This window comes from Streptomyces sp. NPDC090021 (assembly GCF_044748225.1).
GTDB lineage: Bacteria > Actinomycetota > Actinomycetes > Streptomycetales > Streptomycetaceae > Streptomyces.
Window position 1 is genome coordinate 1 of sequence record NZ_JBIVFO010000036.1, and the last position, 25,385, is coordinate 25,385.

The 25,385-nt window shown below is 73.5% G+C and carries 18 protein-coding genes, 3 tRNA genes and 1 pseudogene; 10 read left to right on the plus strand and 12 right to left on the minus strand.

The features are described from left to right. Positions 1–443 precede the first annotated feature (443 nt). Positions 444–980: a MarR family winged helix-turn-helix transcriptional regulator gene (locus ACIPXC_RS26135; protein WP_401622888.1), complete on the minus strand. Its 537-nt coding sequence runs from the start codon at positions 978–980 to the stop codon at positions 444–446. Positions 981–1,092: 112 nt separating this feature from the next. Here ACIPXC_RS26135 and ACIPXC_RS26140 point away from each other — a divergent pair, with 112 nt between their 5' ends. Then, positions 1,093–2,388, plus strand: a complete 1,296-nt coding sequence (locus ACIPXC_RS26140; RefSeq protein ID WP_401622891.1) for an MFS transporter — start codon at positions 1,093–1,095, stop codon at positions 2,386–2,388. Between the two features lie 68 nt (positions 2,389–2,456). Here the strand turns inward: ACIPXC_RS26140 and ACIPXC_RS26145 are convergent, their stop codons facing one another. Continuing rightward, positions 2,457–4,268 (minus strand): SpoIIE family protein phosphatase, encoded by a 1,812-nt coding sequence (locus ACIPXC_RS26145; protein WP_401623086.1) that lies wholly within the window; start codon positions 4,266–4,268, stop codon positions 2,457–2,459. Between the two features lie 135 nt (positions 4,269–4,403). Continuing rightward, complete coding sequence (locus ACIPXC_RS26150; RefSeq protein ID WP_401622894.1) at positions 4,404–5,831, minus strand: NAD(P)/FAD-dependent oxidoreductase; 1,428 nt, start codon at positions 5,829–5,831, stop codon at positions 4,404–4,406. Positions 5,832–6,167: 336 nt separating this feature from the next. Between ACIPXC_RS26150 and ACIPXC_RS26155 the strand changes: the two genes are divergently transcribed. After that, positions 6,168–6,944 (plus strand): TetR/AcrR family transcriptional regulator, encoded by a 777-nt coding sequence (locus ACIPXC_RS26155; protein ID WP_401622897.1) that lies wholly within the window; start codon positions 6,168–6,170, stop codon positions 6,942–6,944. Between the two features lie 275 nt (positions 6,945–7,219). Next, entirely contained in the window at positions 7,220–9,247 is a 2,028-nt protein-coding gene (locus tag ACIPXC_RS26160; RefSeq protein WP_401622900.1) for a sigma-70 family RNA polymerase sigma factor, read from the plus strand. Positions 9,248–9,285: 38 nt separating this feature from the next. On the opposite strand, the pseudogene ACIPXC_RS26165 reads toward ACIPXC_RS26160, so the two are convergent. Continuing rightward, positions 9,286–9,693 (minus strand): annotated as a pseudogene (locus tag ACIPXC_RS26165) (BTAD domain-containing putative transcriptional regulator); the annotation flags it as partial. An 18-nt stretch (positions 9,694–9,711) separates the two neighbouring features. After that, entirely contained in the window at positions 9,712–10,218 is a 507-nt protein-coding gene (locus ACIPXC_RS26170; RefSeq protein WP_401622903.1) for a MarR family winged helix-turn-helix transcriptional regulator, read from the minus strand. 144 nt (positions 10,219–10,362) lie between these two features. Between ACIPXC_RS26170 and ACIPXC_RS26175 the strand changes: the two genes are divergently transcribed. After that, positions 10,363–11,595, plus strand: a complete 1,233-nt coding sequence (locus tag ACIPXC_RS26175) for an MFS transporter (protein WP_401622906.1) — start codon at positions 10,363–10,365, stop codon at positions 11,593–11,595. Positions 11,596–11,698: 103 nt separating this feature from the next. Here the strand turns inward: ACIPXC_RS26175 and ACIPXC_RS26180 are convergent, their stop codons facing one another. Further along, positions 11,699–13,903 carry an asparagine synthase-related protein gene (locus ACIPXC_RS26180; protein WP_401622909.1) on the minus strand — a complete coding sequence of 735 codons (2,205 nt, stop codon included), beginning with the start codon at positions 13,901–13,903 and terminating at the stop codon, positions 11,699–11,701. Positions 13,904–14,542: 639 nt separating this feature from the next. Between ACIPXC_RS26180 and ACIPXC_RS26185 the strand changes: the two genes are divergently transcribed. The 4 genes from ACIPXC_RS26185 to ACIPXC_RS26200 all read left to right on the plus strand — a co-directional run bounded on the left by ACIPXC_RS26185 (position 14,543) and on the right by ACIPXC_RS26200 (position 20,045). Beyond that, positions 14,543–16,249, plus strand: a complete 1,707-nt coding sequence (locus tag ACIPXC_RS26185; protein WP_401622912.1) for a sporulation protein — start codon at positions 14,543–14,545, stop codon at positions 16,247–16,249. Between the two features lie 29 nt (positions 16,250–16,278). Next, positions 16,279–17,511: an L-2-hydroxyglutarate oxidase gene (gene lhgO / locus ACIPXC_RS26190; RefSeq protein ID WP_401622915.1), complete on the plus strand. Its 1,233-nt coding sequence runs from the start codon at positions 16,279–16,281 to the stop codon at positions 17,509–17,511. Positions 17,512–17,767: 256 nt separating this feature from the next. Beyond that, the gene (gene trmB / locus ACIPXC_RS26195) at positions 17,768–18,607 is read left to right on the plus strand and encodes a tRNA (guanosine(46)-N7)-methyltransferase TrmB (RefSeq protein ID WP_401622918.1); all 840 of its coding nucleotides are present in this window, start codon (positions 17,768–17,770) and stop codon (positions 18,605–18,607) included. Positions 18,608–18,650: 43 nt separating this feature from the next. Then, positions 18,651–20,045 carry a PrsW family intramembrane metalloprotease gene (locus tag ACIPXC_RS26200; RefSeq protein ID WP_401622921.1) on the plus strand — a complete coding sequence of 465 codons (1,395 nt, stop codon included), beginning with the start codon at positions 18,651–18,653 and terminating at the stop codon, positions 20,043–20,045. Here the strand turns inward: ACIPXC_RS26200 and ACIPXC_RS26205 are convergent. Then, positions 19,954–20,973 carry a M23 family metallopeptidase gene (locus tag ACIPXC_RS26205; RefSeq protein WP_401622924.1) on the minus strand — a complete coding sequence of 340 codons (1,020 nt, stop codon included), beginning with the start codon at positions 20,971–20,973 and terminating at the stop codon, positions 19,954–19,956. The two genes, ACIPXC_RS26200 and ACIPXC_RS26205, sit on opposite strands and share 92 nt — an antisense overlap. Positions 20,974–21,504: 531 nt before the next feature. Further along, positions 21,505–21,578: transfer RNA gene (locus ACIPXC_RS26210), tRNA-Met, on the minus strand. 301 nt (positions 21,579–21,879) lie between these two features. Between ACIPXC_RS26210 and ACIPXC_RS26215 the strand changes: the two genes are divergently transcribed. After that, positions 21,880–23,136 carry an LPXTG cell wall anchor domain-containing protein gene (locus ACIPXC_RS26215; protein ID WP_401622927.1) on the plus strand — a complete coding sequence of 419 codons (1,257 nt, stop codon included), beginning with the start codon at positions 21,880–21,882 and terminating at the stop codon, positions 23,134–23,136. A 93-nt stretch (positions 23,137–23,229) separates the two neighbouring features. On the opposite strand, the gene ACIPXC_RS26220 is transcribed toward ACIPXC_RS26215, so the two are convergent. Then, on the minus strand, positions 23,230–23,745 hold the full coding sequence (locus ACIPXC_RS26220) for a GNAT family N-acetyltransferase (RefSeq protein WP_401622930.1): 516 nt from the start codon (positions 23,743–23,745) through the stop codon (positions 23,230–23,232). 97 nt (positions 23,746–23,842) lie between these two features. On the opposite strand from ACIPXC_RS26220, the gene ACIPXC_RS26225 reads away from it, so the two are divergent. Then, positions 23,843–24,139 (plus strand): hypothetical protein, encoded by a 297-nt coding sequence (locus ACIPXC_RS26225; RefSeq protein WP_401622933.1) that lies wholly within the window; start codon positions 23,843–23,845, stop codon positions 24,137–24,139. A gap of 22 nt (positions 24,140–24,161) precedes the next feature. On the opposite strand, the gene ACIPXC_RS26230 is transcribed toward ACIPXC_RS26225, so the two are convergent. The 3 genes from ACIPXC_RS26230 to ACIPXC_RS26240 all read right to left on the minus strand — a co-directional run. Further along, a tRNA-Asp gene (locus ACIPXC_RS26230) sits at positions 24,162–24,236 on the minus strand. Between the two features lie 651 nt (positions 24,237–24,887). Continuing rightward, positions 24,888–24,960 (minus strand) — tRNA-Lys (locus ACIPXC_RS26235). A 243-nt stretch (positions 24,961–25,203) separates the two neighbouring features. After that, positions 25,204–25,385 (minus strand): hypothetical protein (locus ACIPXC_RS26240; RefSeq protein ID WP_401622936.1); only part of this gene is annotated, 182 nt, incomplete at its 5' end.

Genomic DNA, 25,385 nt, shown 5'->3' on the forward strand with positions numbered 1-25,385 from the left:
TTTTTCAAAGGAACCTCATCCACCGAAGTGGACGGGGTATCAACTTCTGGCGTTGATTTTTGGCACGCTGTTGAGTTCTCAAGGAACGGACGCTTCCTTCGTACTCACCTCAGCCTCTCGGCTGCGGCTTTCCTCCGGGCTTTCGTTCTGCTGTCTTGCGTTTCCGACTCTATCAGACTCTTTCGGGCCTGACCCCCAGTCAGCGGGGTTTGCCTTCCGGGCTGTTGGGCCCTTCCGACTCCCCAAACTCTAGTGGATTTCCCCGGCGATTCATAATCGGCCTTCGGAAATGAATTCGGGCACGCCGAAATCGTTCCCAGTGGGAGATCGTGCTGAGTTGGGTGCCGCAACGAGGCGGCTGATTTGTTGTCTCAGAAACCTTTCGGCTCCGGGGCAACTCGAAGAACCTTACGGATCCGCGGAGGCCGTGTCAACCCCGGCGGTCAGCTGGGCGACTGGAGGTCTTCCACCCGGTCGAGCAGGCGCGTGAGCATGTCGCCGAGCACCCCGCGCTCCGCCGTCGAGAGGTCCTGGAGGAGGTCCTCCTCGAAGATCGTCGCCGCCCGCATCGCGTCCAGCCACTTGCTGCGGCCCTCGTCGGTGAGCTCCACGATCACACGGACCCGGTTGGACTCGTCCCGCTCGCGGGTCACCAGGCACTCCGCCGTCATGCGGTCGATCCGGTGGGTCATCGCCGCCGGCGTCAGGCCCAGCTGCTTCGCGAGTTCGCTCGGGCCCATCCGGTAGGGGGCTCCGGAGATGACCAGGGCCTTGAGGACCTCCCACTCCGCGTTGCTGATGCCCAGGGCCGCGGTCTGGCGTCCGTACGCGACGTTCATCCGGCGGTTCAGGCGGCTCAGTGCCGACACGACCTTCTCGACCTGGGGGTCGAGGTCCTGGAATTCGCGCTGGTAGACGGCGATCTGATCATCGAGGCTCGGCTCGGGGACGGACGTGGTGCCGTCGGGGGTGTCACCCATGCCCCGAAGTATGGCACGAGCGCGTTGGCGTCTAACTCCTTCGGTGTGTACTGTTAAGGATCGAACTTTAGGTATGAAGTCTTCAGTCTTCAGTTATCAGGGCAGGTGAGAAGTGACCAAGGTGATGGGCGCTGCGATGCGGCGGATCCAGGCCGGGAACGCGCTGACGGCGTTCGGTATCGGCTTCACGGTTCCGTTCCTCTACATCTATGTGGCGCAGGTGCGAGATCTGGGCTCCATGGCCGCCACGAGCGCGTTCGTGGCCTTCGCACTGGGCGCTCTCGTCGCGCTGCCCTTCACCGGTCGGGTCATCGACCGACGTGGTCCGGTGCCCGTGGTCATGGGTGCGGCCGTCGCCGCCTCGGCGGGCGCGCTCGCGCTCGGGCTCTCCACGGGGGTCGTGCCCATCCTGCTGTCCGCGCTGGCCCTGGGCGCCGGTCAGGCCGTGATGCAGCCGGCCCTGGCCACGATGATCGTGTGGTGTTCCACGCCGTCCACCCGGACCCGTGCCTTCGCCCTGCAGTTCTTCATGCAGAACCTCGGTCTGGGCATCGGCGGTCTCCTCGGCGGTCAGATCGTCGACGAGAGCCGGCCGGGGAGCTTCACCCTGCTGTTCGGCATCGAGGCCGTGATGTTCCTGGTGCTGGCGGGTGTCGTCGCGACCGTGCGGCTGCCGCACGTGCCGAGCATCAAGGACGCCATGCCGAAGGACCCGGCGCAGGCCGGTGCCGGCGGCTGGAAGCGGCTGCTGCAGCACAAGGCCATGGTGCAGCTGTGCGTGCTGGGCTTCGTGGTGTTCTTCGCCTGCTACGGGCAGTTCGAGTCGGGTCTGGCCGCCTTCGGTACCGAGGCCGCCGGGATCTCCCCCTCCACGCTCGGTTTCGCCCTCGCCGCCAACACCGGCGCGATCGTCCTCGCGCAGTTCGTCGTGCTCAAGCTGGTCGAGAAGCGCCGCCGGTCGCGTGTGATCGCGCTCGTCGGGCTGATCTGGACCGGTGCCTGGCTGATCGCCGGGTTCTCGGGCCTGGGCCACGGCAGCGCGATGATGGCGGCCGCCGCGTTCATCACCACGTACGCGCTCTTCGGCATCGGCGAGGCCATGCTGTCGCCGACCCTGGCCCCGCTGGTCGCCGACCTGGCGCCCGAGGGCTCGGTGGGCCAGTACAACTCGGCCTTCGCGCTGGTCAAGCAAATGGCGCTGGCGCTGGGGCCGCTCGGGGTGCCGCTCGGTGCGGGCGCGCCGATGCTGTACATCGCGGTCTTCGTGCTGGTGTCGCTCGGGATCGCGGGTCTGGCGCTGCGGCTCGGCAGGGGCCTCACACCGATGCAGGACAACCCGGCGGTGGCGAGCAGGATCGTCGCGCAGGGCGGTCCGGCCGTCGTGGTGAAGGAGCCGGCGCACGCGTAGTACAGGTGGTGCGTGAGGCCCCGGTCCAAGACGAGGACCGGGGCCTTACGCGTACCCGGCTGCTCCGGCTACTTGTCCGGCAGGGCGAACTCGCACCAGACGGCCTTCCCGCCGCCCGGGGTGCGGCGGGAGCCCCAGGAGGAGGCGATGGTCGCGACGATGGAGATCCCGCGGCCGGTCTCGTCGGCCGGTTCGGCGCGGCGGCGGCGCGGCAGGTGGTCGTCGCCGTCGGTGACCTCGATGATCAGTCGGCGATCGGTACGGCGCAGCCGGAGGTGCATGGGCGGGGTGCCGTGCTGGAGGGAGTTCGCCACGAGCTCGCTCGCCGCGAGGACCCCGAGGTCGCACAGTTCGACGGGGAAGCGCCAGGAGGCGAGGACGCCCTGGGCGAAGGCCCGGGCGCGGGGGGCCGCCTCGATGCCGCCGAGGAGTTCCAGGGCGGCGTTGTGGAAGAGCTCGGCGTCGGCGCCGTTGCGGGCCGGCTGCTGGAGCACCATCACCGCGACGTCGTCGTCGTGGTCTGCGTCCACCCCGAGGGCGCGCATGAGGCGGTCGCAGATGACGGTGGGGGTGCCCTGGGCACCGGCGAGGGCGCGTTCGAGCGCGGCGACGCCCTCGTCGATGTCCTCACCGCGGCGTTCGACCAGGCCGTCGGTGTAGAGGACGGCGGTGGAGCCGGGACCGAGCGCGATGGTGCCGGAGGTGTGCAGCCAGCCGCCGGTGCCGAGCGGCGGGCCGGTGGGGTCGGCGGCTCTGCGTACGGTGCCGTGCTCGTCGCGGACCAGGATCGGCAGGTGGCCGGCGGAGGCGTACGCGAGCAGGCCCTCGTTGGGGTCGTGGACGGCGTAGACGCAGGTGGCGATCTGGCTGGCGTCGATCTCCGCGGCGAGGCCGTCGAGCAGTTGGAGCACCTCGTGCGGGGGCAGGTCGAGGCGGGCGTAGGCGCGGACGGCGGTGCGCAGCTGGCCCATGACGGCGGCGGCGCGGACGCCGCGGCCCATGACGTCGCCGATGACGAGGGCGGTGCGGCCGGCGCCGAGGGTGATGACGTCGTACCAGTCGCCGCCGACGGCGGCCTCGGTGCCGCCGGGCTGGTAGGTGGCGGCGATGCGCAGGTCGTCGGGCTGTTCCAGTTCCTGCGGGAGCAGGGAGCGCTGGAGGGTGACGGCGGCCTCGCGCTGGCGGCGTTCGCTGGCGCGGAGGCGCTCGACGGCTTCGGCGTGGTCGGTGACGTCGGCGAGGTGGATGAGGACGCCGGTGTGGTGGGCGTCCGCCTCGTGCGCGGTGGTGGGCCGGGGGAACTCGACGGGCGTGCAGGTGACGGTGTACGAGTTGCCGCCGCCCGGTGCGGTGCGGTTCTTGGCGGTACGGGGCTTGCCGCTGCGCTGGACCTGGTCGAGGAGCGGGAGGAGGCCGAGCGCGCCGAGTTCGGGGAGGGCCTCGTGGGCGGGGGCGCCGGTGGTGCGGGCGCCGAAGCCCGCGGTGTAGGCGTCGTTGACGTAGGCGACGCGGTGCTCGGGGCCGTGGACGAGGGCGACCAGGGCGGGGAGCCGGCCGAGGACCTCGCGCACGGGGAGTTCGTCGAGGGAGGGCACGGGGGTGAGGACGCCCGTGCGCTGGGCGGGGGCCGTGCCGGTGCCTGGCTCGGAGCCCGGTCCGGTGCCTGGTCCGGTGCCGGTGCCGGTGCCGGAGACCGTGGGGTCGGCGGGGTGGCCGTCGGCGGCGGGCGTGGACCGCTCCGCTCCGGGGTCGGGGCGGCCGCCGCGGGCTGCCGGGACCGCGCCTTCGCCCCGCTTGGCCTGGGCGGCGGCGTGTTCGGTCCGGGCGGCGGCGCGGCGCTGCGTTCCGGGAAACCGGGCGCTCCAGCGCGTGAAGTTCACTGCGTTCAAGCCTCGTGGTGTCGCGAGTGGTCGCTGTGTCGCTCGTGGGCGGTCGCTGACGGGACGATGTCACTCTGTGCAGGTGTGTGCACACCTATGGTCACACGTCCAGTGTGGCCGACCGCACTGACAACGTCAGCCCTGGCCGTTCTGCGGGGGGTTGGGGGCGAGGGGCGGGGGAGGTGTCCTGGGGCCGCCACCGGCGGCCAGTTCGAATTCTGCCCTGGGGTGTTCGAGTGAGCCAAGGGAGACGATCTCACGCTTGAAGAGGCCGGAGAGGGTCCATTCGGCAAGTACGCGCATTTTCCGATTGAAACTGGGGACGCGGCTGAGGTGGTATGCGCGGTGCATGAACCAGGCCGGGTAGCGCTTGAGCTTGCGCCCGTAGACGTGGGCGACACCCTTGTGGAGGCCGAGGGAGGCGACCGAACCGGCGTATTTGTGGGCGTACTCGGTCAGTACCTCGCCCCGCAGGGCGGCGAGGAGGTTGTCGGCGAGGACCTTCGCCTGACGGACGGCGTGCTGGGCGTTGGGGGCGCACTCGCGACGGGGCCCCTCGGCGTCCGGCGGGGCGGTGATGTCGGGTACGGCGGCGGCGTCGCCCGCGGCCCAGGCGTGCTCGACGCCCTCGACGGTGAGGAACGAGGTGCAGACGAGGCGCCCGCGCTCGTTCCTGGGCAGGTCGGTCGCGGCGAGCACGGGGTGGGGCTTGACGCCGGCGGTCCAGACGATGGTGCGGGTGGGGAAGCGGGCGCCGTCGCTGAGGACGACGACGCGGTCCTCGCAGGATTCGAGCCGGGTCTCCAGACGGACGTCGATGTTGCGGCTGCGCAGTTCGCGGACCGTGTAGACGCCCATTTCGAGGCCGACCTCCGGGAGGATGCGGTCGCTGGCCTCCACGAGGACCCACTTCATGTCCTCGGGCTTGATGTTGTGGTAGTACCGCGCCGCGTAGCGGGCCATGTCCTCCAGCTCGCCGAGGGCTTCGACGCCCGCGAAGCCGCCGCCCACGAAGACGAAGGTGAGGGCGGCGTCGCGGAGGGCGGGATCGCGGGTGGAGGAGGCGATGTCCATCTGCTCGATGACGTGGTTGCGCAGGCCGATGGCCTCTTCGACGGTCTTGAAGCCGATGCCGTAGTCGGCGAGGCCGGGCACGGGCAGGGTGCGGGAGACGGAGCCGGGGGCGAGGACGAGTTCGTCGTACTCGATCTCGATGGGGCCGGTGCCCTCGTCGGCGGTGGCGAGCGTGTTGACGGTCGCGGTCCGCTTGGCGTGGTCGATGCTCGTGGCCTGCCCGATGACGATGCGGCACTTGCCGAGGACGCGGCGCAGGGGGACCACGACGTGGCGCGGTGAGATGGCGCCCGCGGCCGCTTCCGGGAGGAAGGGCTGGTACGTCATGTACGGCTCGGGTGTGACCACCGTGACCTCGGCTTCCCCCGCTCTCAGCTTTCGCTGGAGCCGGAGCGCCGTGTACATGCCGACGTAGCCGCCGCCGACGATCAGGATGCGCGTGCGGGGCGGGGTACCGGGGGCCGTGCCCCGGGGGTTAGCAGCCTTCACCGTCCCATGACGCAACGTGGCCGGGAGTTTGTCCACAGGCCCGGCGAATCATGTGACCGGTGGTGGCCCTGGGACGGGGCGGGGGAGGACCGTCAGGGACGGCCGAAGTTCGCAGGTCAGGACGGCCGGAGAGGGAGGTTCCGAGGGTGTGGGAGGGAAAAGTGGGAGTGAATGCTCCGATCGGGCGGTGGTCCGTCCGGGGCTGCCTCTTCTGAATTGACTCTGGCTCAACTATGTTCGTATCTCGTCGAGGACCGGGCCTGAGACCGTGGCCCCCCTCGGCGTGAAGGCGGGGAGTGTCTCCGGGGGGAGACAAATGATTACCGGGGGATACATATGAACATTTCCGATTTCCATGGTTCTGCGACCGCGCTCTCGGTCGAGAGCAACGGTCGTGCCATGACCGGCGCGACCACGCATGGTGTGGGCAGGTCCACGCCTCTGCGCGTCGACGCCCAGCGCAACCTGGAGCACGTGCTGCGTGCTGCCCGCGAGGTCTTCGGCGAGCTTGGCTACGGGGCCCCGATGGAGGACGTGGCACGCCGCGCCCGGGTCGGTGTCGGCACCGTGTACCGGCGTTTCCCGAGCAAGGACGTCCTGGTCCGGCGGATAGCCGAGGAGGAGACCACCCGGCTGACCGAGCAGGCCAGGACCGCACTGGGGCAGGAGGAGGAGCCGTGGCAGGCGCTGTCGCGCTTCCTGCGCACCTCCGTGGCGTCGGGTGCGGGTCGGCTGCTGCCGCCGCAGGTGCTGCGCGTCGGCTCGACCGCTGAGGAGGCGGCCGAGGAGGCGGAGGAGGCACGGGTTCCGCACCAGCGCCAGGCGGCCGAGACCGCCGGGGCTCCCGGCCTGCGGGTCGTGGGCGGGGCGCGGGGCGCGGCCGATGACGAGCCTTCGGACGACGCGGGTGCGGGTGAGCTGCTGGAGGTCGTCGGCCGGCTGGTGCACCGGGCGCGGGAGGCGGGCGAGTTGCGTGCCGATGTCACGGTGGCGGATGTGCTGCTGGTGATAGCGACGGCGGCGCCCGCACTGCCCGACCCGGCACAGCAGGCGGCGGCTTCGACCCGGCTGCTCGACATCCTGCTGGAGGGGCTGCGTTCGCGGACGGTGTGATCCCGGTGGCCCCGGGCCGGCCCGGTGGCGGGTCCGGTGTCGGGCCGACGCGGGGTCCGGTGTCAGGGGTCGGTAGCGGGTCGGGTGTCGGGCCGGCAGGCGGCGGCTTCGACGCCGGGGCGGCGGTGTTCCGCTCGCGCGCCCGGGGCCTGTTCGGGTATGCGTCGCAACCTGCCCGGACGGGTGGATGGCGCGCGGTGGGGTCCGAGGCCTGTCCGCCATGTGACACGCTTGCCCGGTGTACCGGTTGAGCGTGTCGTGCGGGAGTTTCCGCTATGAGCATTGACGGGCGTGAAGAGTCACCCGGTGGCGCCGGGGGCGATGCCGAGGTGGGCAGCCTGCCCACCCGACAGGTGCCGGCGCAGCGCAAACGGGCCGGGCGGCGCGCACGTTCGTCGGGCTCCTCCGGCCCGGTCGGCGCCGGGGGCGAGCTGCCGCCGTCCGACGGGGACCTGATCGCCCTGATGCGGGGCGGCGACGACGGCGCGTACGCGGAGCTGTTCCGTCGTCACGCCGACGCCGTACGACGCTACGCGCGGTCCTGCTGCCGGGACGGGCACACCGCCGACGACCTGACCGCCGAGGTGTTCGCACGGACCCTGCAGGCGGTACGGGGCGGTGCCGGACCGGACCAGTCGGTGCGGGCCTATCTGCTGACCACCGTACGCAGGGTCGCGGCGGCCTGGGCCACGACGGCGAAGCGGGAGCATCTCGTCGAGGACTTCGCGGTCTTCGCGGAGCAGGCGGCCACGCGCTCCGAGAGCGGCGGCGGGATGTCGGGGCTGTCGGGGGAGGACACCCTCGAACTCGGCGCGGACGTACGGGCGATGCGGGTGGCGGAGCAGTCGCTGGCCATGCAGGCCTTCCGGAGCCTGCCCGAGCGGTGGCAGGCCGTGCTGTGGCACACCACCGTCGAGGACGAGTCGCCGAGTGCGATCGCGCCGTTGTTCGGGCTGAGCGCCAACGCCACCGCCGTCCTGGCCAGTCGGGCCCGTGAGGGGCTGAAGCAGGCCTATCTGCAGGCTCATGTGAGTTCGGCGCTGAGTGAGGGCGGCGACTGCGCGCGGTACGCGGACCGGCTGGGCGCCTACGCGCGTGGCGGCCTGCGGATGCGGGCGGAGCGGGGCCTTCGGGGGCACCTGGAGGAGTGCGTCAAGTGCCGGCTGGCCGCCGGGGAGCTCAAGGACGTCAACGCGGGCATTCCCGCGCTGCTTCCGGTGGCGGTCATCGGCTGGTTCGCCGCCTCGTACGCGGCCAAGGCCGCCGGGGTGGTGGCCGGCGGGGCGCTCGCCGCGGGCGGGGCCGGTGCCGCGGCGGCCGCCACGGGCGGGTCGACGGCCGGGGGTGGTGCCGGGGTGGCCGGAGGGGCCGGTGTCGGGGCGGCTGGGGGTGCCGCCGGTGCCGGGGGTGCCGCCGGAGGGGCCGGGGCCGGTGGTTCCGGATCCGCGGCCGGGGGTGTTCTGGTCTCCGAGGGAATCGGGCTGCCGGTCAAGGCCGGTATCGCCGCCGGGATCGCGGTGGCCGCGGCCGCCGGGGTGGTGTTCGCGCTGGCCGGGGACGATCCCGAGCCACAGGCCCGGGTGAAGCCCGCGCCGAGCGTGGCCGCTCCGGCAGCGCCGAAGGCACCCGCCACGCCCTCTCCGGCAGCGGAGCCGAGCCCGGCCGGGGAGGAGCCGCCGCCCGCGCCCGCCTCCGTACCGCCGTCGCCGAGGCCGACGCCCTCGCCCTCGGCCTCTCCGTCCCCGGCGGCGCCGACGCCCTCGGTCTCCCCGTCGCCCTCCCCCGAGCGTGAGAAGCCCGCGCCCACGCCGTCCCCGAGCGCGCCCTCGCCGGAGCCGACGACGCCGTCGCCCGTCCCGAAGCCGCCGCAGTCGTTCCGGCTGGCCGCTCTGCCGCACTCGGCGCAGGGCGACCACAGTGGCCCGGAGCTGCAGACCTGGCGCAGCGGGTGGGTGTGGCAGCGCTGGGGGCTGTCGGTGGGCGACCGGCGCTTCTCGCAGGGGATCACCGTGCACTCGCGTTCCTCGGTCGAGATCACCCTGAACCGGCAGTGCACCACCTTCTCGGCGTGGGCCGGGGTGGACGACCTGTCGCTGTTCACCGACAGGTCGGTGCGGTTCTCCGTGCATGCCGACGGGCAGCGGCTGTGGCAGTCCGGTGTCCTCGGGCACGATGATCCGCCGGCGGCCGTCCAGGTCTCCGTCGTCGGGCGCAAGTCGCTGCGGCTCGTGGTGGAGCAGGCCGGTCCGGGCAGCCTGCCGACGCTGGCCAGCTGGGCCGATGCGGTGATCGGCTGCCGGTGATCGGCTGCCGGAGAGCGATCCGCCAGGTCGGCGAGGGCGGGGCCGCGCCGGAGGGCGAGGGCCGTGCGCAGGGTGCGGGCGGCGGCAGCGGGGTCCTCGGCCAGTTCCCGGTCGCCCCGGGTGACCAGGCGGGTGAAGCCGTGGAGGTCGACCTCGTCGCGGTCGGCGGCGAGGCGGTGGCGGCCGGTGTCCCGGCCGCCGAGGGCGCGGCGGAGGCGTGCGACGAGGGCCTGGAGGGCTGCGGGGGCGTCCAGGGGCGGGGCGTCGCCCCGGACGTCGTCGACGGGTTCGGCGACGGGGGCCGGGCGGCCGGCGCGCAGGCCGAGGGCGGTGAGGAGCGCGCGCGGCCGGGCGCCGCCGAGCGGGAGGGGGGCGCCGGTCTCGTCGCGTGCCTCGGTGACGCCGAGGATGAGGTATCCGCACCCGTCAGTGCTGTCCGGCCGCACGGCGGATGGCGTCGGCCCTCAGGTGATCGAGGTGTCCCCGCCGGCCTCCAGAAGGGTGCGCAGGGCTTCGGCGACCGTGGCGCAGGTGGCCGGGTCCAGGGGGGCGAGCAGTTCGGCGTACTGGCGCAGGTGGTCCTCCACCAGCGACTCGGTGAGCGCGATGCTCCGCTCGGTCAGCCGGATCCGGACGGTGCGGCGGTCCTGGCCGTCCCGCACCCGTTCGACCAGCCCCTTGGCCTCCATGCGGTCGATGCGGTTGGTGATCGCCCCGGAGGTCACCATGGCGGCCGGGATGAGGGCCCCGGCGGTGAGCGCGTAGGGGGGGCCGCTGCGGCGGAGGGTGAAGAGGATGTCGACCTCGCCCACCTCCAGGTCGCGTTCGGCCGCGAAGGCCTTGAGGCGCTTGTCGAGGATCCGGTTCATCCGCTGGATGCGGGCCAGGAGTTCGACGGGCCACAGGCCCGGCACCAGATCGGGGCGCTCCTGCCTCCACTGGTCGATGATCGCGTCCACCGCGTCGCTCATGCCGCCGTTCCCTCTTTCGCCGATGTGTGCGCCCTCCCACCCACGATATCTCAACGTTGAGAGACTTGACGTTGAGAGGATGGCCCTGTTTTTATCTCAACGTTGAGATTCTGAACCTTGAGATGGATCGGAGCGGGCGCCACCATGACCACGACCGCCACCACGACCGCCACCGCCGCCACCACTGCCACCACCCGGGCCGAGACCCCCGTCCCCGTGCTGTGGCTGGCCCTGCTCGCCACCCCCCTTGCCGCCACCGCCAACGCCCCCGTGCTGATCCTCCCGGACATGGCCGCCTCCCTCGGGGTGGCCACCTCGACCGCCGCCTGGCTCGTCGCCGCCTTCGCCTGGGCCATGGCCGTCTCCACCCCCCTGCTGGCCGGGCTGCTCCGCCGCCGGGGCCTCGCCCCGGTCCTCCGGCTGGCCACCGCCCTCCTCCTCGGCGGCACGCTCCTCGTCGCCGCGTCCCCCTGGCTCCCGGTGACCCTCATCGGCCGGGCCGCGCAGGCCGCGGGCGGCGCCGGCCTGGCAGCGGCCGCGATGAGCCTGGCCGGCTCGGCCCGCCGCATGGGCGTCATCAGCGCCGGCTTCGGCATGCTGGGCGCGTCCGGACCACTGCTCGGCGCGCAGCTCTCCCACACCGTGTCGTGGCGGCTCTCGCTCTCGGTGTCGCTCGTCTCGCTGCTGGCCGTGCCCGCGGTGAGCAGGTACGCGAAGGCTCCGGCCGCCGCAGCTGCGCAGGGCCGGTTCGACGCACGCGGCGCCGCGCTGCTGACCGTGCTGGCCACCGCCCTGGTCCTGCTCCCCCACGCACCGGCCGTCGCCCTCGGTTCCGCGGCCGTCGCCGCCGCGCTCCTCGCGCTCCACGTACGGCGCAGGCCCGACGGCTTCGTCCCGGCCGCCCTGGTCCGCAGCCCGCTCTTCCTGGGCTCGGCGCTGCTGGCGCTCGCGCTGTCGACCTCGTACTTCACGCTGCTGTTCGTCGTACCGCGGCTGCTCGGCGACCGCGCGGGCTGGGACGTCACCGCGGCCGGGACCGGTCAGCTCGTGGCGCTGCTCACCGGATCCGCGCTGTCCTGGGTGCTGGCGGCCGGTTCGGCGCGCATGGGACGGACGGCCGTGCGCACGGTGCTGGTCGCGACCGGCACCCTGGCCGCGGTGCTCGCGGTGTTCGCGACCTGGGGCCCGCTGCTCCTGACGGCCACCTTCGGCGGCGTGTTCGGCGCGGCCGGCGCCAACGCGGTGCTGTCGATGCAGGCCGCGTCGAGCGTGCCCGACCCCCAGCGCCCCACGGCCATCGGCCTGTTCACCCTCTGCTACCAGCTGGGCGGCGCCTTCGGCCCCGCGATCGCGACCGCTCTGGTCCTCGGCTCCTGAGCCGCGGCCACCACCGCCCGGACCACCACCACCCGCACCGCCGCCCGTACCGCCACCGCCCTTACCGCCACCCGCATCACCGCCCGCACCGCCGCCGCCGCGGTCAGGACAGTGCCGGGCGGTGCACGGGGACGCCCTCGGGCACGGCCCGGCGCCTGGCCGCGGACGTGCCCGTCCAGCAGGTGCCGCGCCGCGCCAGCAGCCGGTGCAGCCACAGCTCCATCGAGACCAGCTCCGCGAGCCCGTCCAGCGGGACCGGGCGGCCTTCGGCCGCGTCGAGCAGCGCCTGCCGCACGACCCGGGCCTCGATCAGGCCGGCGTCCGCGAGCAGCGGGGCGGCGAAGAGGTCGAGCAGCTCGCGCAGAGCGGCCCGCAGCCCCAGCCTGGTCGCCGTCTCGTTCGGCGTGTGCGCGGTGGCGCCCCAGCCGGGCGGGAGCTCGCGCACCCCGGCCGAGTACAGGACGCTGCGCAGGATCTCCGCCCGGGCGCCCGGCTGCACACGCAGGGACTCGGGCAGGGCGCGCGCGGCCCGTACGACCTGGTTGTCGAGGAAGGGGGCGTGCAGGCGCTGGCTGCGGACCTCCACCGCCTGTTCGAAGACCCGGTGGTCGGCGGCCTGCCGGGCCAGCACGGAACGCGCCCGCGCCTCACCGGGCCGCAGCGACAGCGGGGGCCGCCCGGCCGCGGCCGTGAGCCGGATCGATACTTCCGCCAGTGCCTCCCCGGTGAGCCAGCCCGCGGCCGGACCCGGCCGGGACCAGGTCAGGGCGGCGAGTGAGGCGTCCACCGGACCGGAGGCGCTCGCGGTGATCCCGCCCTCACGGAGCCGGGCCGCGGCGGCCTCCATGCCCGCGCGGTACGTCGTACGGGCGAGCCGGCGGGCGGCCGCGTACACGGTGAGCGGCACCAGCAGGGACTCCCCGGCCGCCCCCGAGGCGGAGGCGGAGCGGGCCAGCGCCGCCACCGGGCGCAGCAGGTGGCGTCGGCGCCGGTCCATCAGGAGGTCCGCCATACGGGCCGGGTGGGCGTCGAGGACCTGCCGGGCGCCGTGGCCGGTGAAGTGGTCGGCGGCACCTGCGGCGAGCCTGCGGCGCTCGCGGGCGGCGAAGACCAGCGAGGGGCCCGGTTCGTCGGTGAGCGGGCCGTCCAGGTCGGTGTAAGGGAGGGCCTCGGCCGCGGCGGCGACCACGACGTGGTGCAGGCGCGGGTCGGCGGCGACGGCCCTGGCGCGTTCCAGTTCGTCCTCGCGCCCCTGCGGGGTGGCGAGGTCGTTGAAGGTGACGGCGAGCAGCCGGGCACCGGCGGGGCTGGTGAGGCTGCCGGGCGCTCCCGGCAGTCCGGCCGCGAGCAGGGCGAGCGTCGCGGAGGCGCTGCCGCCGGACAGGTCGGCGCCCACCCCGGGGGCCGGGGCGCCGCGGGCGGCACGCCGGTCGGCCGGGCCCATGCCGGGCACGGGGCCGGGATCGTACGGTGGCAGGGTGCCGGGAGCATGCCGCGGCGCCGTGAGCCGGGCGCGCACCGCGTCGACCAACGCTTCGCGTACGCCCTCCACCGCGCGGTCGGCGTCGGCCTCGGGCGCGGCCACCGCGAGCGAGGCGACCTGCTCGTAGCCGGTGATCTCGCGGGAGCCCTCGCGCAGGATGAGGGCGTGCCCCGGCGGGATGCGGCGGACTCCCGCGTACGGGGTGCCGTCGCCCAGTGCCTCGGGGCTGTCCGGGCAGGCCAGCAGGGCCGCGAGATGGCCGATGTCGAGCTGCGCCTCGATGAGGTCGGCGAGCGGGAGGGCGGCGGTGGCGTACGCGGTGCCGCTCGCCCAGGGGGTGTAGAAGACGGGCCGGGCGCCCGCGACGTCGCCGACGACGGTGATGCGGCGGCCGGCCTGGACGACGGCCGTGTAGCTGCCGGACCACTGGGTGAGGTGGCGCAGCGCGCCGCCGCGGGCCGCGAAGAGGGCCCGGCGCAGCTCGGCGTCGGTCGCGCCGCAGCAGCCGAGGACGGCGAGCCGGGTGAAGGGGTCGGCGGGATCGGCGGTGACGGTGCGGATCTCGTCGGGGCGCCAGTCGCCGACGGCCCAGAGCGGGTCGGGATCGCCCCAGAGCAGCTGGGCTCCGACGGGGTGGACGGTGCGTTCCGCGTCCGCGCCGGGGTCGGCCGCGTGGGCGGCGTCCGCGATGCCGCCGTGCAGGGGCGTGCCGTCGCCGCCGTACCCGCCGTACCCGCCCGGTCCGTGGCCGGCTCCCTGGCCGGAGACGCGGCCCGCCGTGCCGAAGCTCGCGGCGATACTGCTCCACCCCACCAACCAGCGCACCGCCGCCTCCCCAGCCCGTGGGCACATGACCGGGGCACGGGCAGCACGGACGGCGCTGAGGGCGCGGCCGACTGGACCCCGGTGGCTCGGGTCCATGCTGCCACGGGACAGGCGTGCGAGAGGGGTTATGGGGGGCGCACACGCAAACGAACGCGCTCCGGCCACACGGTATTTGACGTTCCGGTCCCACCGCCCCATAGGTCGCTTTCGGCCATTCTTCGGCCGCCTGGAGAGCCGTCGCGCGGTGTCGGCGCCCGGCGCGCGGGCGCGGTCCGGGAGGCGGATTCCACCCCCCGGACCGTTCCGCCACCCGCGGGGATTGAGGCAGCGGCATCCCCTGGCCCACCCGGTCCACGCAGCGGGCCGACCCACGCACCGCACATCGAATCGCCGGGCCCCCGGACCGGCCAGAGCGCACGGGCGGGCGCACGGCCACACGGGCGGAGCACGCTACGGGACGTGCGCCCCCGGCACCGGCGCCGGACCGGACCGCGCAAACGGACAACAATCTCGCCATACGGAAGTAAGGGCCTTAACGCTTGGGAGGCGGGGAACTACGCTGGGTTTACGAAATGCCGGGCGCCTATGCCCCGGCGGCGTATGCGTTGTATGCGTTCCGCGTGTGACGAGGGGTGGCGCATGTCCAGGGAGCTCCGCGAGCCCAACGAGAAGCTCGGCGCCGTCCTCGCCCTCGCCGGCATCAGCAACGCCGGGCTGGCCCGGCGGGTCAACGACCTCGGCGCGCAACGCGGCCTGACGCTTCGGTACGACAAGACGTCGGTGGCCCGGTGGGTGTCGAAGGGGATGGTGCCGCAGGGCGCCGCCCCGCACCTGATCGCCGCCGCCATCGGCGCGAAGCTGGGGCGGCCGGTGCCGCTGCACGAGATCGGCCTGGCGGACGCGGACCCCGCGCCCGAGGTGGGGCTGGCCTTCCCGCGCGACATCGGCGCGGCCGTGCGCTCGGCCACCGACCTCTACCGGCTGGACCTCGCCGGCCGGCGGGGCGGTGGCGGGATCTGGCAGTCGCTCGCGGGCTCGTTCTCCGTGGCGGCGTACGCGACGCCCGCCTCGCGGTGGCTGATATCTCCCGCCGACAGTTCGGTGGCGCGGGAACCGGCGGGTCCGGCGGGTCCGGCGCACCAACGGTCCACGGCTGCGGCCTCCTCCGCTCAGGACATCCGGGCGCAGGACCGAGCCGGGGCTCGGGCTCCGGGCGCCCCGGCGTGCGACCTCCCGTCACAGCAGTCGACCTCGCCCGGGACACCGGCGGCGCACGGCACGCCCGCGGCGGCTTCCGGGGCCTCTCCCGAGGGCCGTACGACCGGGCCGGCGACGGGCCCGATGTCGGCGCCGGCCGGCGCGCCGACAGGCCCGCCGACCACCGTTGTGCCCGCGCAGCAGGGCCCCGAAACGCCGCGCGACCACGTGCAGCGCGTGGGCCACAGCGATGTGACCAAACTGCGCGAGGCCGCCGAGGACGCCCGCCGCTGGGACTCCAAGTACGGCGGCGGCGACTGGCGTTCGTCGATGGTCCCCGAGTGCCTGCGGGTGGACGCGGCTCCGCTGCTGCTCGGCTCGTACACCGACGAGGTGGGCCGCGCCCTCTTCGGCGCGACGGCCGAACTGACCAGGCTGGCCGGTTGGATGGCCTTCGACACCGGCCAGCAGGAGGCCGCCCAGCGCTACTACATCCAGGCGCTGCGCCTGGCCCGCGCGGCCGCGGACGTCCCGCTCGGGGGCTACGTACTGGCCTCGATGTCCCTCCAGGCGACCTACCGGGACTTCCCCGATGAGGGCGTGGACCTCGCGCAGGCGGCCGTCGAGCGCAACCGCGGGCTGGCCACGGCGCGCACGATGAGCTTCTTCCGGCTGGTCGAGGCCCGGGCGCACGCGAAGGCGGGCGATTCGGCCGCCGCCGGTGCCGCGCTGCGGGCCGCCGAGGGGTGGCTGGAGCGGTCCCGCGAGGGCGATCCGGATCCGACCTGGCTCGGTTTCTACTCGTACGACCGGTTCGCGGCGGATGCGGCGGAATGCTACCGGGACCTCAAACTCCCCCGGCAGGTGCGGCGCTTCACCGAGCAGGCGCTGTCACGGCCCACGGAGGAGTACGTGCGGTCCCACGGGCTGCGGCTGGTCGTCAGCGCGGTCGCGGAGCTGGAGTCGGGCAATCTGGACGCGGCGTGCGCGGCGGGCACCCGGGCGGTGGAGGTGGCGGGCCGGATCTCCTCGGCGCGCACGACCGAATACGTACGGGACCTGCTGCACCGACTGGAACCCTACGGGGACGAACCGCGCGTCGCGGAGCTGCGCGAGCGGGCCCGGCCCCTCCTCGTGGCTCCGGCGTAGACCCGAGTGGCCTCGTTGTCGGTGCGGGGGTGCAGTATGCAGGGGTGGGAGGTGTCGGCGTGGGCGGTGGCGTGGACTGCGATGTGCTGGTGATCGGCGGCGGAATCGTCGGCCTGTCGACGGCGCACGCCTTGTCGCGCCTGGCTCCGGGTACGAGGGTGATCGTCCTGGAGAAGGAGTCGGGCCCGGCCCGGCACCAGACGGGCCGCAACAGCGGGGTGATCCACAGCGGGATCTACTACCGCCCGGGCTCGCTGAAGGCGCGCTTCGCGGTGCGCGGCGCCGCCGAGATGGTGAAGTTCTGCGCGGAGCACGGGATCCCGCACGAGGTGACGGGCAAGCTGATCGTCGCCACCGAGCGCGAGGAGCTGCCCCGGCTGCACGCCCTGGTCCAGCGCGGCCGGGAGAACGGCATCCCGGTGCGCGAGCTGGGCCCGGCCCAGATCACGGAGTACGAACCGCAGGTGCGGGGACTGGCCGCGATCCACGTCGGCAGCACCGGCATCGTGGACTACGGCCGGGTGAGCGCCCAGCTCGCGGAGTCCTCCGGCGCGGAGACCGTCTACGGCGCCGAGGTGGACCTGATCTCGCGCCGCGCGTCGGCGGTGGCCGTGCGCACCACGGCGGGGCTGGTCTTCCGGGCCCGGATGCTGGTGAACTGCGCGGGCCTGCACTGCGACCGGATCGCCCGCCTGGCCGGAGACGACCCGGGCATGCGGATCATTCCCTTCCGTGGCGAGTACTACGACCTGACCCGCCCGGACCTGGTCCGGGGGCTGGTCTACCCGGTGCCCGACCCGGCCTTCCCCTTCCTCGGGGTGCACCTCACCCGCGGCATCGGCGGCGGTGTCCACGTCGGCCCCAACGCCGTGCCCGCGCTGGCCCGCGAGGGGTACGACTGGTCGACGGTGCGCCCGCGGGACATCGCGGACGAGCTCGCCTGGCCGGGCGCCTGGCGGATGGCCTCCCGGCACTGGCGGTACGGGACGGGCGAGATCCACCGCTCGCTGTCGAAGCAGGCCTTCACCCGGGCCGTGCGCCGCCTCCTGCCGGCCGTCACCGCGGCGGACCTGCGGCCCGCCGCGGCCGGGGTCCGGGCGCAGGCCGTCCTGCGCGACGGCATGCTGGTGGACGACTTCCTGATCCGCGACGCCCCGCGCACGGTCCACGTCCTCAACGCGCCCTCCCCCGCGGCGACGGCCTCCCTCCCGATCGGCCGCGAAATCGCCACCCGCGTCCTGCGCACCCTCGGCTCCTCCTGAGCGGCCCGAGGGGGGTGTACGGAGGCGCCGCGCCGGGGGCGGGGGGGGGGCAGCGGCAGGGACGCAGAACGTGATCTGTGGCGCGTCACACCGCTCACGACTCCGCTCCCCCAGGGCGCCGTACGTCATGCGGTCCCGGCCGCCCCCACCCCGCCCCCACTCCACCCCACGGCACCGTCCCCGGCACCGCCCCCACCCCGCAGCGCCCGGCAGGAACCGGGCAGGGCCCACCGCCCCGTCGTAGAATCAGCGCATTGTGTCTGAGTCCCTGAACCCCACGCCGCCCGCCGTCCCGGACGCCCCCGTCGCCGACTACTCCGCCGACGCCGTGCCGGAGGCGAACTCGTACGTGCCCCCGAAGTGGCGCACCGAGCCCCGCTTCCCCGACGGCCCCGCGCCGGACCCGGCCGGCTCGCACCACGAGCGGCGGATCCGGAGCTTCCAGCCCCGGCGCAGCCGGGTCACCACCGGCCAGGGCGAGGCCCTCAAGCGGCTCTGGGGCACCTGGGGCCTGGACATCGACGGCCACTCGGTCATCGACCTCAAGGCCCTCTTCGACGGCCTCCCGGTCGTCCTGGAGATCGGCTTCGGCATGGGCGAGGCCACCGCGCAGATGGCCGCCGCGGACCCGGCCACCGGCATCCTCGCCGCCGACGTGCACACCCCCGGCCAGGGCAACCTCCTCGCCCTCGCCGAGCGGGGCGGGCTGAGCAATGTGCGCGTCGCCAACGGCGACGCGATCATCCTGCTCCGCGAGATGCTGCCGCCCGACTCGCTCGCCGGGATCCGCGTGTACTTCCCGGACCCGTGGCCCAAGGCCCGCCACCACAAGCGCCGGCTGATCCAGCCCGAGTTCCTCACCCTGGCCGCCACCCGGCTGGCGCCCGGGGGCGTACTGCACTGCGCGACCGACTGGGAGCCGTACGCCGAGCAGATGCTCGAAGTCCTCACGGCGCACCCCGACTTCGAGAACACCCAGGCGGACGGCGGCTATGCCCCGCGGCCCGACTTCCGGCCGCTCACCCGCTTCGAGGGACAGGGTCTCGACAAGGGGCACGTCGTACACGACTTGCTCTTCCGTCGCACGGAGAACTGACAACGTCACCGCCCGTGTCGGAGCGGATCGCTAGGGTCATGATGTGTTCCGAGCGCTCCGCCCCGTGTTCACGCGTCCGTCCGGCACGGTCCGCACGTGCGCGCTCCTCGTCCTGCTCGCCGCCACCGGCATCGCCATCCTGGAGCTCGTACGGGAGCAGACCGGCACCCCGGGCTTCTTCGTCGGCCTCGGCCTGGCCCTGCTGCCGGTGGCGCCCCTCATGGCGGCCTTCCGGTGGCTGGGGCGGGCCGCGCCCGCGCCCTGGTCCCAGCTGCTGTTCTGCTTCGGCTGGGGTGCCTGCACCGCGGCCCTGATCGCCATACTGGCCAACAACTTCGCCACCGAGTGGATAGCCGCGGCCACCGCCGACCCCTCGGGGGCGGACCGGCTCGGCTCGGTCGCCATCGCCCCGGTGGTGGAGGAGAGCGCCAAGGCAGCCGCCCTGCTGCTGGTGTTCGCGTTCCGAAGACGGCATCTCACCGGCCCCGCCGACGGATTCGTGGTGGCCGGCTTCACCGCGACCGGCTTCGCCTTCACCGAGAACATCCTCTACCTCGGCAACGCCTTCGTTCAGGACCTCGCCGACGGCACCACCGGCGTGCTGAACTCGGTCACCGCGGCGACCTTCTTCGTACGGGTCGTGCTGTCGCCGTTCGCGCACCCGCTGTTCACGGTGCTCACCGGGCTCGGAGTGGGTGCCGCCGCGGCCCGAGCCCGCCGCTCGCACCGGATCTGCCTGCCGCTGCTCGGCCTGGCGGCGGCCATGGGCATGCACGCCCTGTGGAACGGCTCCTCGCAGTTCGGGGACCACGGTTTCCACATCGTCTACGCCTGCGTGATGGTTCCGGCGTTCGGGCTGCTGGTGTGGCTGGCGGTGCGGATACGGCACCGCAGGCTGCGGGCCGTCGCCGACGAGCTCGCGCTGTACGCGGCCGCGGGCTGGCTGGCTCCCGCCGAGGTGCCCGCCCTGGCCTCGATGCCGGCCCGGTCGCTGGCCCGCGCCCTGGCGCGGCGCAGCGGGGGCCGGGCCGCCGGACGCGCGGTCGCCCGCTACGAGGCGGACGCGGCAGCCCTGGCCCTGCTGCGGAACCGGGCCCGCCGCGGGAGACCGTCGCCGGAGGCGGACTTCGCGCGCCGGGAGCGGGAGTTGCTGCACCGGCTGTGGCAGCGCCGCGCGACGGCGGCACCCGCACTGGCCAGGGCGGCGGTGCTGGAGGAGCTCCTTCCGCCCTGGTCCCACGCAGCGCAGCCGACGGACGGTGTCACGGTGGCCGGCCCGGCGGCCGTTCCAGGGCCGCGACGGGAGGAAGCGCGACGGGAGGAGGTACGCCGGGAGGAACCGTTCCTCAGACGTTCAGGCCCTTGGACTCCAGCCACGCCAGCGGGTCCATCGTCGATCCGCCCTTGCGTACTTCCAGGTGGAGATGGGGTCCGGTGACGTTCCCGGTGGCGCCGACCCGGCCGATGGTGTCGCCGGCGCCGACCGCACCGGAGGTCACCGACATCGAGGAGAGGTGGCAGTACCAGACCTCCGTGCCGTCCTCCAGCTCCAGCACGATCCGGTAGCCGTACGCCCCGGACCAGCCGGCCGAGGTGATCTTCCCCGCCCCGACCGCCTTGGCGGGAGTACCGGTCGGAGCCGCGAAGTCGAGGCCGGTGTGGTGACCGGAGGACCACATGGAGCCGGCCACCCCGTAGTGCGAGGTGAGGGTGTAGGCGGAGGTGGGCAGGGACCAGCTGCCGGCCGACGCGGCGGGGCGCTCCTGCGCCGCCTTGGCCTCGGCGGCCTTCCGGGCGGCCTCGGCCTCCTCCGCGGCCTTCGCCTCGGCCTCGGCCCTGGCCTCCTCGGCCGCCTGACGGGCCGCTTCCAGCTTGTCCTTGGCCTCCTGGGCCGCCGCCTCGTGCGCGGCGCGCTCGGCCTCCGCACGGGCCTTCGCCTCGGCGGCCTCCGCTTGCGATTCGGCCTGCTGCAGGATGCGGTTGCGCAGGACCTCGCCCGCGTCGGCGCCCCGGTCGGCCTGCTGGGCGATGATCCCGGTCGTGCCGGCTGCTTCGGCCTGCCTGCCGGAACCCCCGTTGTCCTGGCGCTCACTGTCCCCGGGCATCAGGCCGGGGAGGGAGGGGATGGATATCGCGACCTGCGGCCGGTCCTGCGCGGTGGCGATGCCGCTGGCTCCGACCGCCGCGATCACACCGACGCCGAGAACGGTGGAGCTGCGGGCAAGTCCCCCGCGCTGCTTGGCCACCCGGTGCTTGCCCCGGACCGGACGGACCGAGTCCTCGGTGGGGTTCCACTCGCCCCAGGCACCCGCGGTGGGCGGCTCCTGGAATGCGATGCCTTCAGGAGCAGGCGAGTTGGAGGCCACGGGGGCACACTCCTCATTGACACGCACGCGCACGGTGCCGTCTCTTGCGACGGCCGGGACGACCGCGCTGCGTTATCGAAAGGTAATAGAAGTGAGGGAGTGATTCCAAGCTGTTGCGCTTGATCATTCCCACCAATCAGCCACGCCCTGGCTTGCTTTGGCCATTCCTTTTCGCCTGATAGAGGTGCCAACTAGGACAAAAATCAGGCGACTCGACCACCTCTCCAGCCATGGACGCAAAATGATTGACCCTCAATCAGCTTGCGCAGAGCGCCCACCCCCTCACGCACCGTCACATCTTCCTGTGCGGAGCGGCGTGGCCGGCTCCGCCGGGGCGGGCGCCGCGAGCCCCGTACGTCGCCCACCGCCGGGCGCACCCCGCCCGGGGCCTCCTGCGCCGCGTACGGGGCCCTGCCGACGAAGGCGTCGGCCTGCGCGGCCCCGGCGATCCCCGGGCGGAGGCCGGCCGCGCCGCGGGCCGGGAGCACGACGAAGGCCCGGCTCCCAAGGGAACCGGGCCTTCGCCTTCAGTAGCGGGGACAGGATTTGAACCTGCGACCTCTGGGTTATGAGCCCAGCGAGCTACCGAGCTGCTCCACCCCGCGTCGGTGAACACAACTGTACGCCATCCGGGAGCGGCCCTCCGCCAATTCCTCGCCGGCCCGCCCCACGAGGAGCATCACCGCAGGTCAAGGCCCTAAAACAGGACCGAACCGGCACCTCCGAAACGAAGATCATCTCTGTTGCACGGCGGTGACACTGCAGGGATGGTTCCGCGATCAGTTCCGGGTGAAGATTCATCTGTCGCCAGGGCCAGGGGGAACACGAACCGGCCGGACGACACCGACCACACCGACCGGCTCGGCGCTCTGCCGATGCCCTTGTGATTCCCGGGGGGAGTCCACCATGTCCGTTCGCACCGCTGCCGCCATCGCAGTCGTCGCCGGCGTTGTCACCACTCTGCTGCCGCTCTCGGCCACCGCCGCGTCCGCCGCGCCCGCCGCCGACGACCACGCCGTGCTGCGTACGGAGATGGGCGCTCCCGTCCCCGGCGGCCCGCTGACCCGCGGCGGCGCCACCGAGACCTTCGACCTGACGGTGAAGAACCCGACCGGCAAGGCCGTCGAGTACAAGCCGTGGATGCTGCTCGACCCCACGGGCCCGAGCCGGCTCGACGAGAACGACATCGTCTTCAAGGTCGAGGCGGTGGACGCCCCGGCGACCGAGTCCCACATCGGCCAGCAGGACGGCGGGTGGCAGGGCCAGTTCTCCCCCTCCGCCGAAGGGCCCGGCGCCGGCTTCGACATCCCCGCGAACGGCAAGATGACCTGGAAGGTCACCATCGGTCTCGGCGCGAACTACCCCACCAACAACGGCGACTTCCATCTCACCGCCGCCAGCTCCAACTACTCCGTCGCCCCCGGCGGACGGGACTCCCGCCTCTTCAAGGTCGACCCGCAGATCAAGACGGGCGAGCTGAAGACCTGGTTCAAGCAGGTCAGTTCGGGCAAGGACGGCCAGGAGCAGCGCGCCTACCTGGACCTGAACCACCAGGCCACCGGTGACGGCACCTTCGGCACCGCCCTCGCCACCAGCCTGACCCTCTCCCACCCGGGCGAGCAGGACGCCGACTTCCGCCTGCAGGCCCTGATCGACGGCCGCTGGCAGGACCTGAAGGCCGAGGACAGCCGCTACGAGCTGCCGCGCATCGCCAAGGGCTTCGGCGCCGCCTCCGGCGTCCACACCCAGCCCCTGCGCCTCAGCCTGGGCAAGAACACCAAGCTGACGCAGCGCACCACGATCACGATGGAGGCCGAGGTCCGCCAGGCCGAGGGCAACACCTGGCCCATCAAGAGCGCCCAGGTGCAGTTCCCGCTGGTCCCGATCACGGAGCCGGCACCCACCGAGCCGACCACGAACCCGACCACCCCGACCACCACCCCGTCCCCGACCGCCACTCCCTCCGCCGGCACGGCGGTCCGCCAGGCCGTCGCCACCACCACCGGCAACTCCGACGTGACGACCACGGGCTCCTCCACGGGCTCGCTGGCCAGCACCGGCGCCGGCTCGTCCACCGGTCTGTACGCCGGCCTCGCCGCGGCCCTGGTCGCACTCGGCGCGGCCGCCGCCTGGCTCGGCCGTCGCCGCCGCACCAACATCTGATCGCACTTCCCCACACCCCGGAACACCCCGTAACACCCCGAAGCGCCCCGCCCGATCCCTCGGGCGGGGCGCTTCACGTGTGCGGGGACGCGGTCAGACGTCCGCGGGTGCGCGGTGGCGGGTCAGGACGCGGGTGGTGGAGCCGTCGTCCTCCCGCACGTCCCGGACGTGCGCGAAGCCGATGCGGGTCAGCAGGGCCAGGGAGGCCGTGTTGGGCGCGGCCACCGTGGCGTGCACCTCGGTCAGGCCGAGCGCGTCGAAGCCGTACGCGACGACCGCCTCCGCGATCTCGGTGCCGAGGCCGGATCCCCAGGCGCCGGGGGCGAGGGCGTAGATGATCTCGTGGCCGTCGACCTCGTCGGTCCGCTTGATCTCGGCGTGCCCGACCAGCAGTCCGTCCCTGCGCACGGCCCAGACGTCGAAGAGGCCCTCGGCGTAGACCTTGGTGAAGACCCGCCCGAACAGGGCGCGGTCCTCGGCCTCGGTGGTCGGGCCGTCCCCCATCCACCGGGAGACCCGGACGTCCTGGAAGAGGGCCACGAAGGCTTCCTCGTCCTCGGGGGTGTACGGGTCGAGCAGCAGGCGTTCGGTACGCAGAACCGGAGTCACGGCGCCGACGCTACCGCCCACCACCCTCGCGGCTCACCCGGTTTACGGCCCGGCCGGACACGGCACAGTGCCCCGTCCGCGGGCGGCGGTCGCGGTCGTGGTCGCGGTGCCGTTCCTGTGGTCGCCCGACGCGCGGGGCATCGCCCGTATCGTGGGCCCGGCCAGCATCGGCCTGCTGCTGCTCTTCGTTTCCGAGGTGCAGCTCTTCGCCCTGAACGGCGCGACGTTCGCCGTGTCCGCCGTGGCGCTGCGCCGGCTGGCTGGCTCACCGCGAGGGGCCTTCGTCGCCGACGGGGTCATGGCCACAGGAACGCCGCTCGGCGCCTTGCCGGCAGCCTCACGACTGCGGCGGCGGGATGCGGCTCGGCCGGCCTTCTCGACGGCCGGCCGGTGAACCGTGGTGCTCAAGAGTGAAGGGCGGGGCGGCCGGATTCGAACCGGCGTCCTCCTCCATGATGTGTAGGCGCACTACCTCTGTGCTACGACCCCGCTTGCGGTGATCATAGGCAGCCCGCCCCATCACGGGGCCAGCGATTTTCCGGGGGCTTCGTGCCTCACCCCCCGCCGGTGGTGCAGGTCCGGCGAGGGGCGAGGCGGTCGGAGGGTTGACGGTTACGCCGCGACCGCTTCCGGCTTCCACTCGGCCGCGGCGAGCGCGAGCCAGTACTCGACGGTCACGTTCTCGAACGGGACGCCGATCTCCGGGTAGATGCGGGTGTGCATGGCGCCGAACCAGGCGCCCCGACGGTCGTCGCATGGGGATACCGCAAGATCGGGGGCGCGCGCCCATGGGCGCGCGCGGACCCGCACGACGTGATGCTGCTCGACCTCCGCTGATCTGCTCCCGCGCGCGAGGCGCAGCGACCGGTCGTGGCGCGGGCAGGTCCCGCGATCCCAGGGGACTCGGGGGACGCGGTGCCGTCCCTGCTCGGGTGGGAGCGGGACGACTCGCGACCGAGGAGGCGTACCCGTCGTCCCCCCGTCCGTCCCCCGCACGCGGCAGGCCGTTCGTACCGCCGGGCTCGCCTCGGGCTCACATCAGGCCACCGGACGCCCCGGGCACGGCAAAGCGCCCCACCCGAAGAAGTCGGATGGGGCGCTGAGGCGCAGGTCAGAGGAAAGTTCCTCCGCCTCGCGAGCGGTAGGCCATGTCGGACTCGAACCGACAACCAACGGATTAAAAGTCCGCTGCTCTGCCAATTGAGCTAATGGCCCTCCAGGTGCTCACCCCAGAGCATAGCCGGACAGCGCCGGTCAGCCGATCGGGTATCGGCCGACCGGCCTGTCGGCGTCGGTTCAGGGGCGGTCCGGCGGCCGGACACGGGGGACGGAAACCATCCCACGCCGGGGCGATCGGGATGACTGACGTCATGTCACCGGTAGGTCTCCCCGCAATGCGACAGGGCCCCCACGACCGGAGGTCGCGGGGGCCCTGTCAGGGGTTCGGCTCAGCTGATGTCAGCCGTTGCGCTTCCAGCGCGGCTTGTCGTCGCGGCGGCCGAAGCCGCCGGAGGGACGGTCGTCGCGGCGGAAGCCGCCACGGTCGCCACCGCGGTCACCGCGGTCGTCACGGTTGAAGCCACCCGACGGACGGTCATCGCGACGGAAACCACCCGACGGACGGTCATCACGGCGGAAAC

Bases quoted from the DNA above. Each gene is read 5' to 3' on its own strand.
- ACIPXC_RS26160 (WP_401622900.1), top strand. From the start codon at position 7,220: ATGAGCATTGACGGGCGTGAAGAGTCACCCGGTGGCGCCGGGGGCGAT.
- ACIPXC_RS26215 (WP_401622927.1), top strand. From the start codon at position 21,880: ATGTCCGTTCGCACCGCTGCCGCCATCGCAGTCGTCGCCGGCGTTGTC.
- ACIPXC_RS26135 (WP_401622888.1), bottom strand. From the start codon at position 980: ATGGGTGACACCCCCGACGGCACCACGTCCGTCCCCGAGCCGAGCCTC.
- ACIPXC_RS26175 (WP_401622906.1), top strand. From the start codon at position 10,363: ATGACCACGACCGCCACCACGACCGCCACCGCCGCCACCACTGCCACC.
- ACIPXC_RS26185 (WP_401622912.1), top strand. From the start codon at position 14,543: ATGTCCAGGGAGCTCCGCGAGCCCAACGAGAAGCTCGGCGCCGTCCTC.
- ACIPXC_RS26155 (WP_401622897.1), top strand. From the start codon at position 6,168: ATGAACATTTCCGATTTCCATGGTTCTGCGACCGCGCTCTCGGTCGAG.
- ACIPXC_RS26170 (WP_401622903.1), bottom strand. From the start codon at position 10,218: ATGAGCGACGCGGTGGACGCGATCATCGACCAGTGGAGGCAGGAGCGC.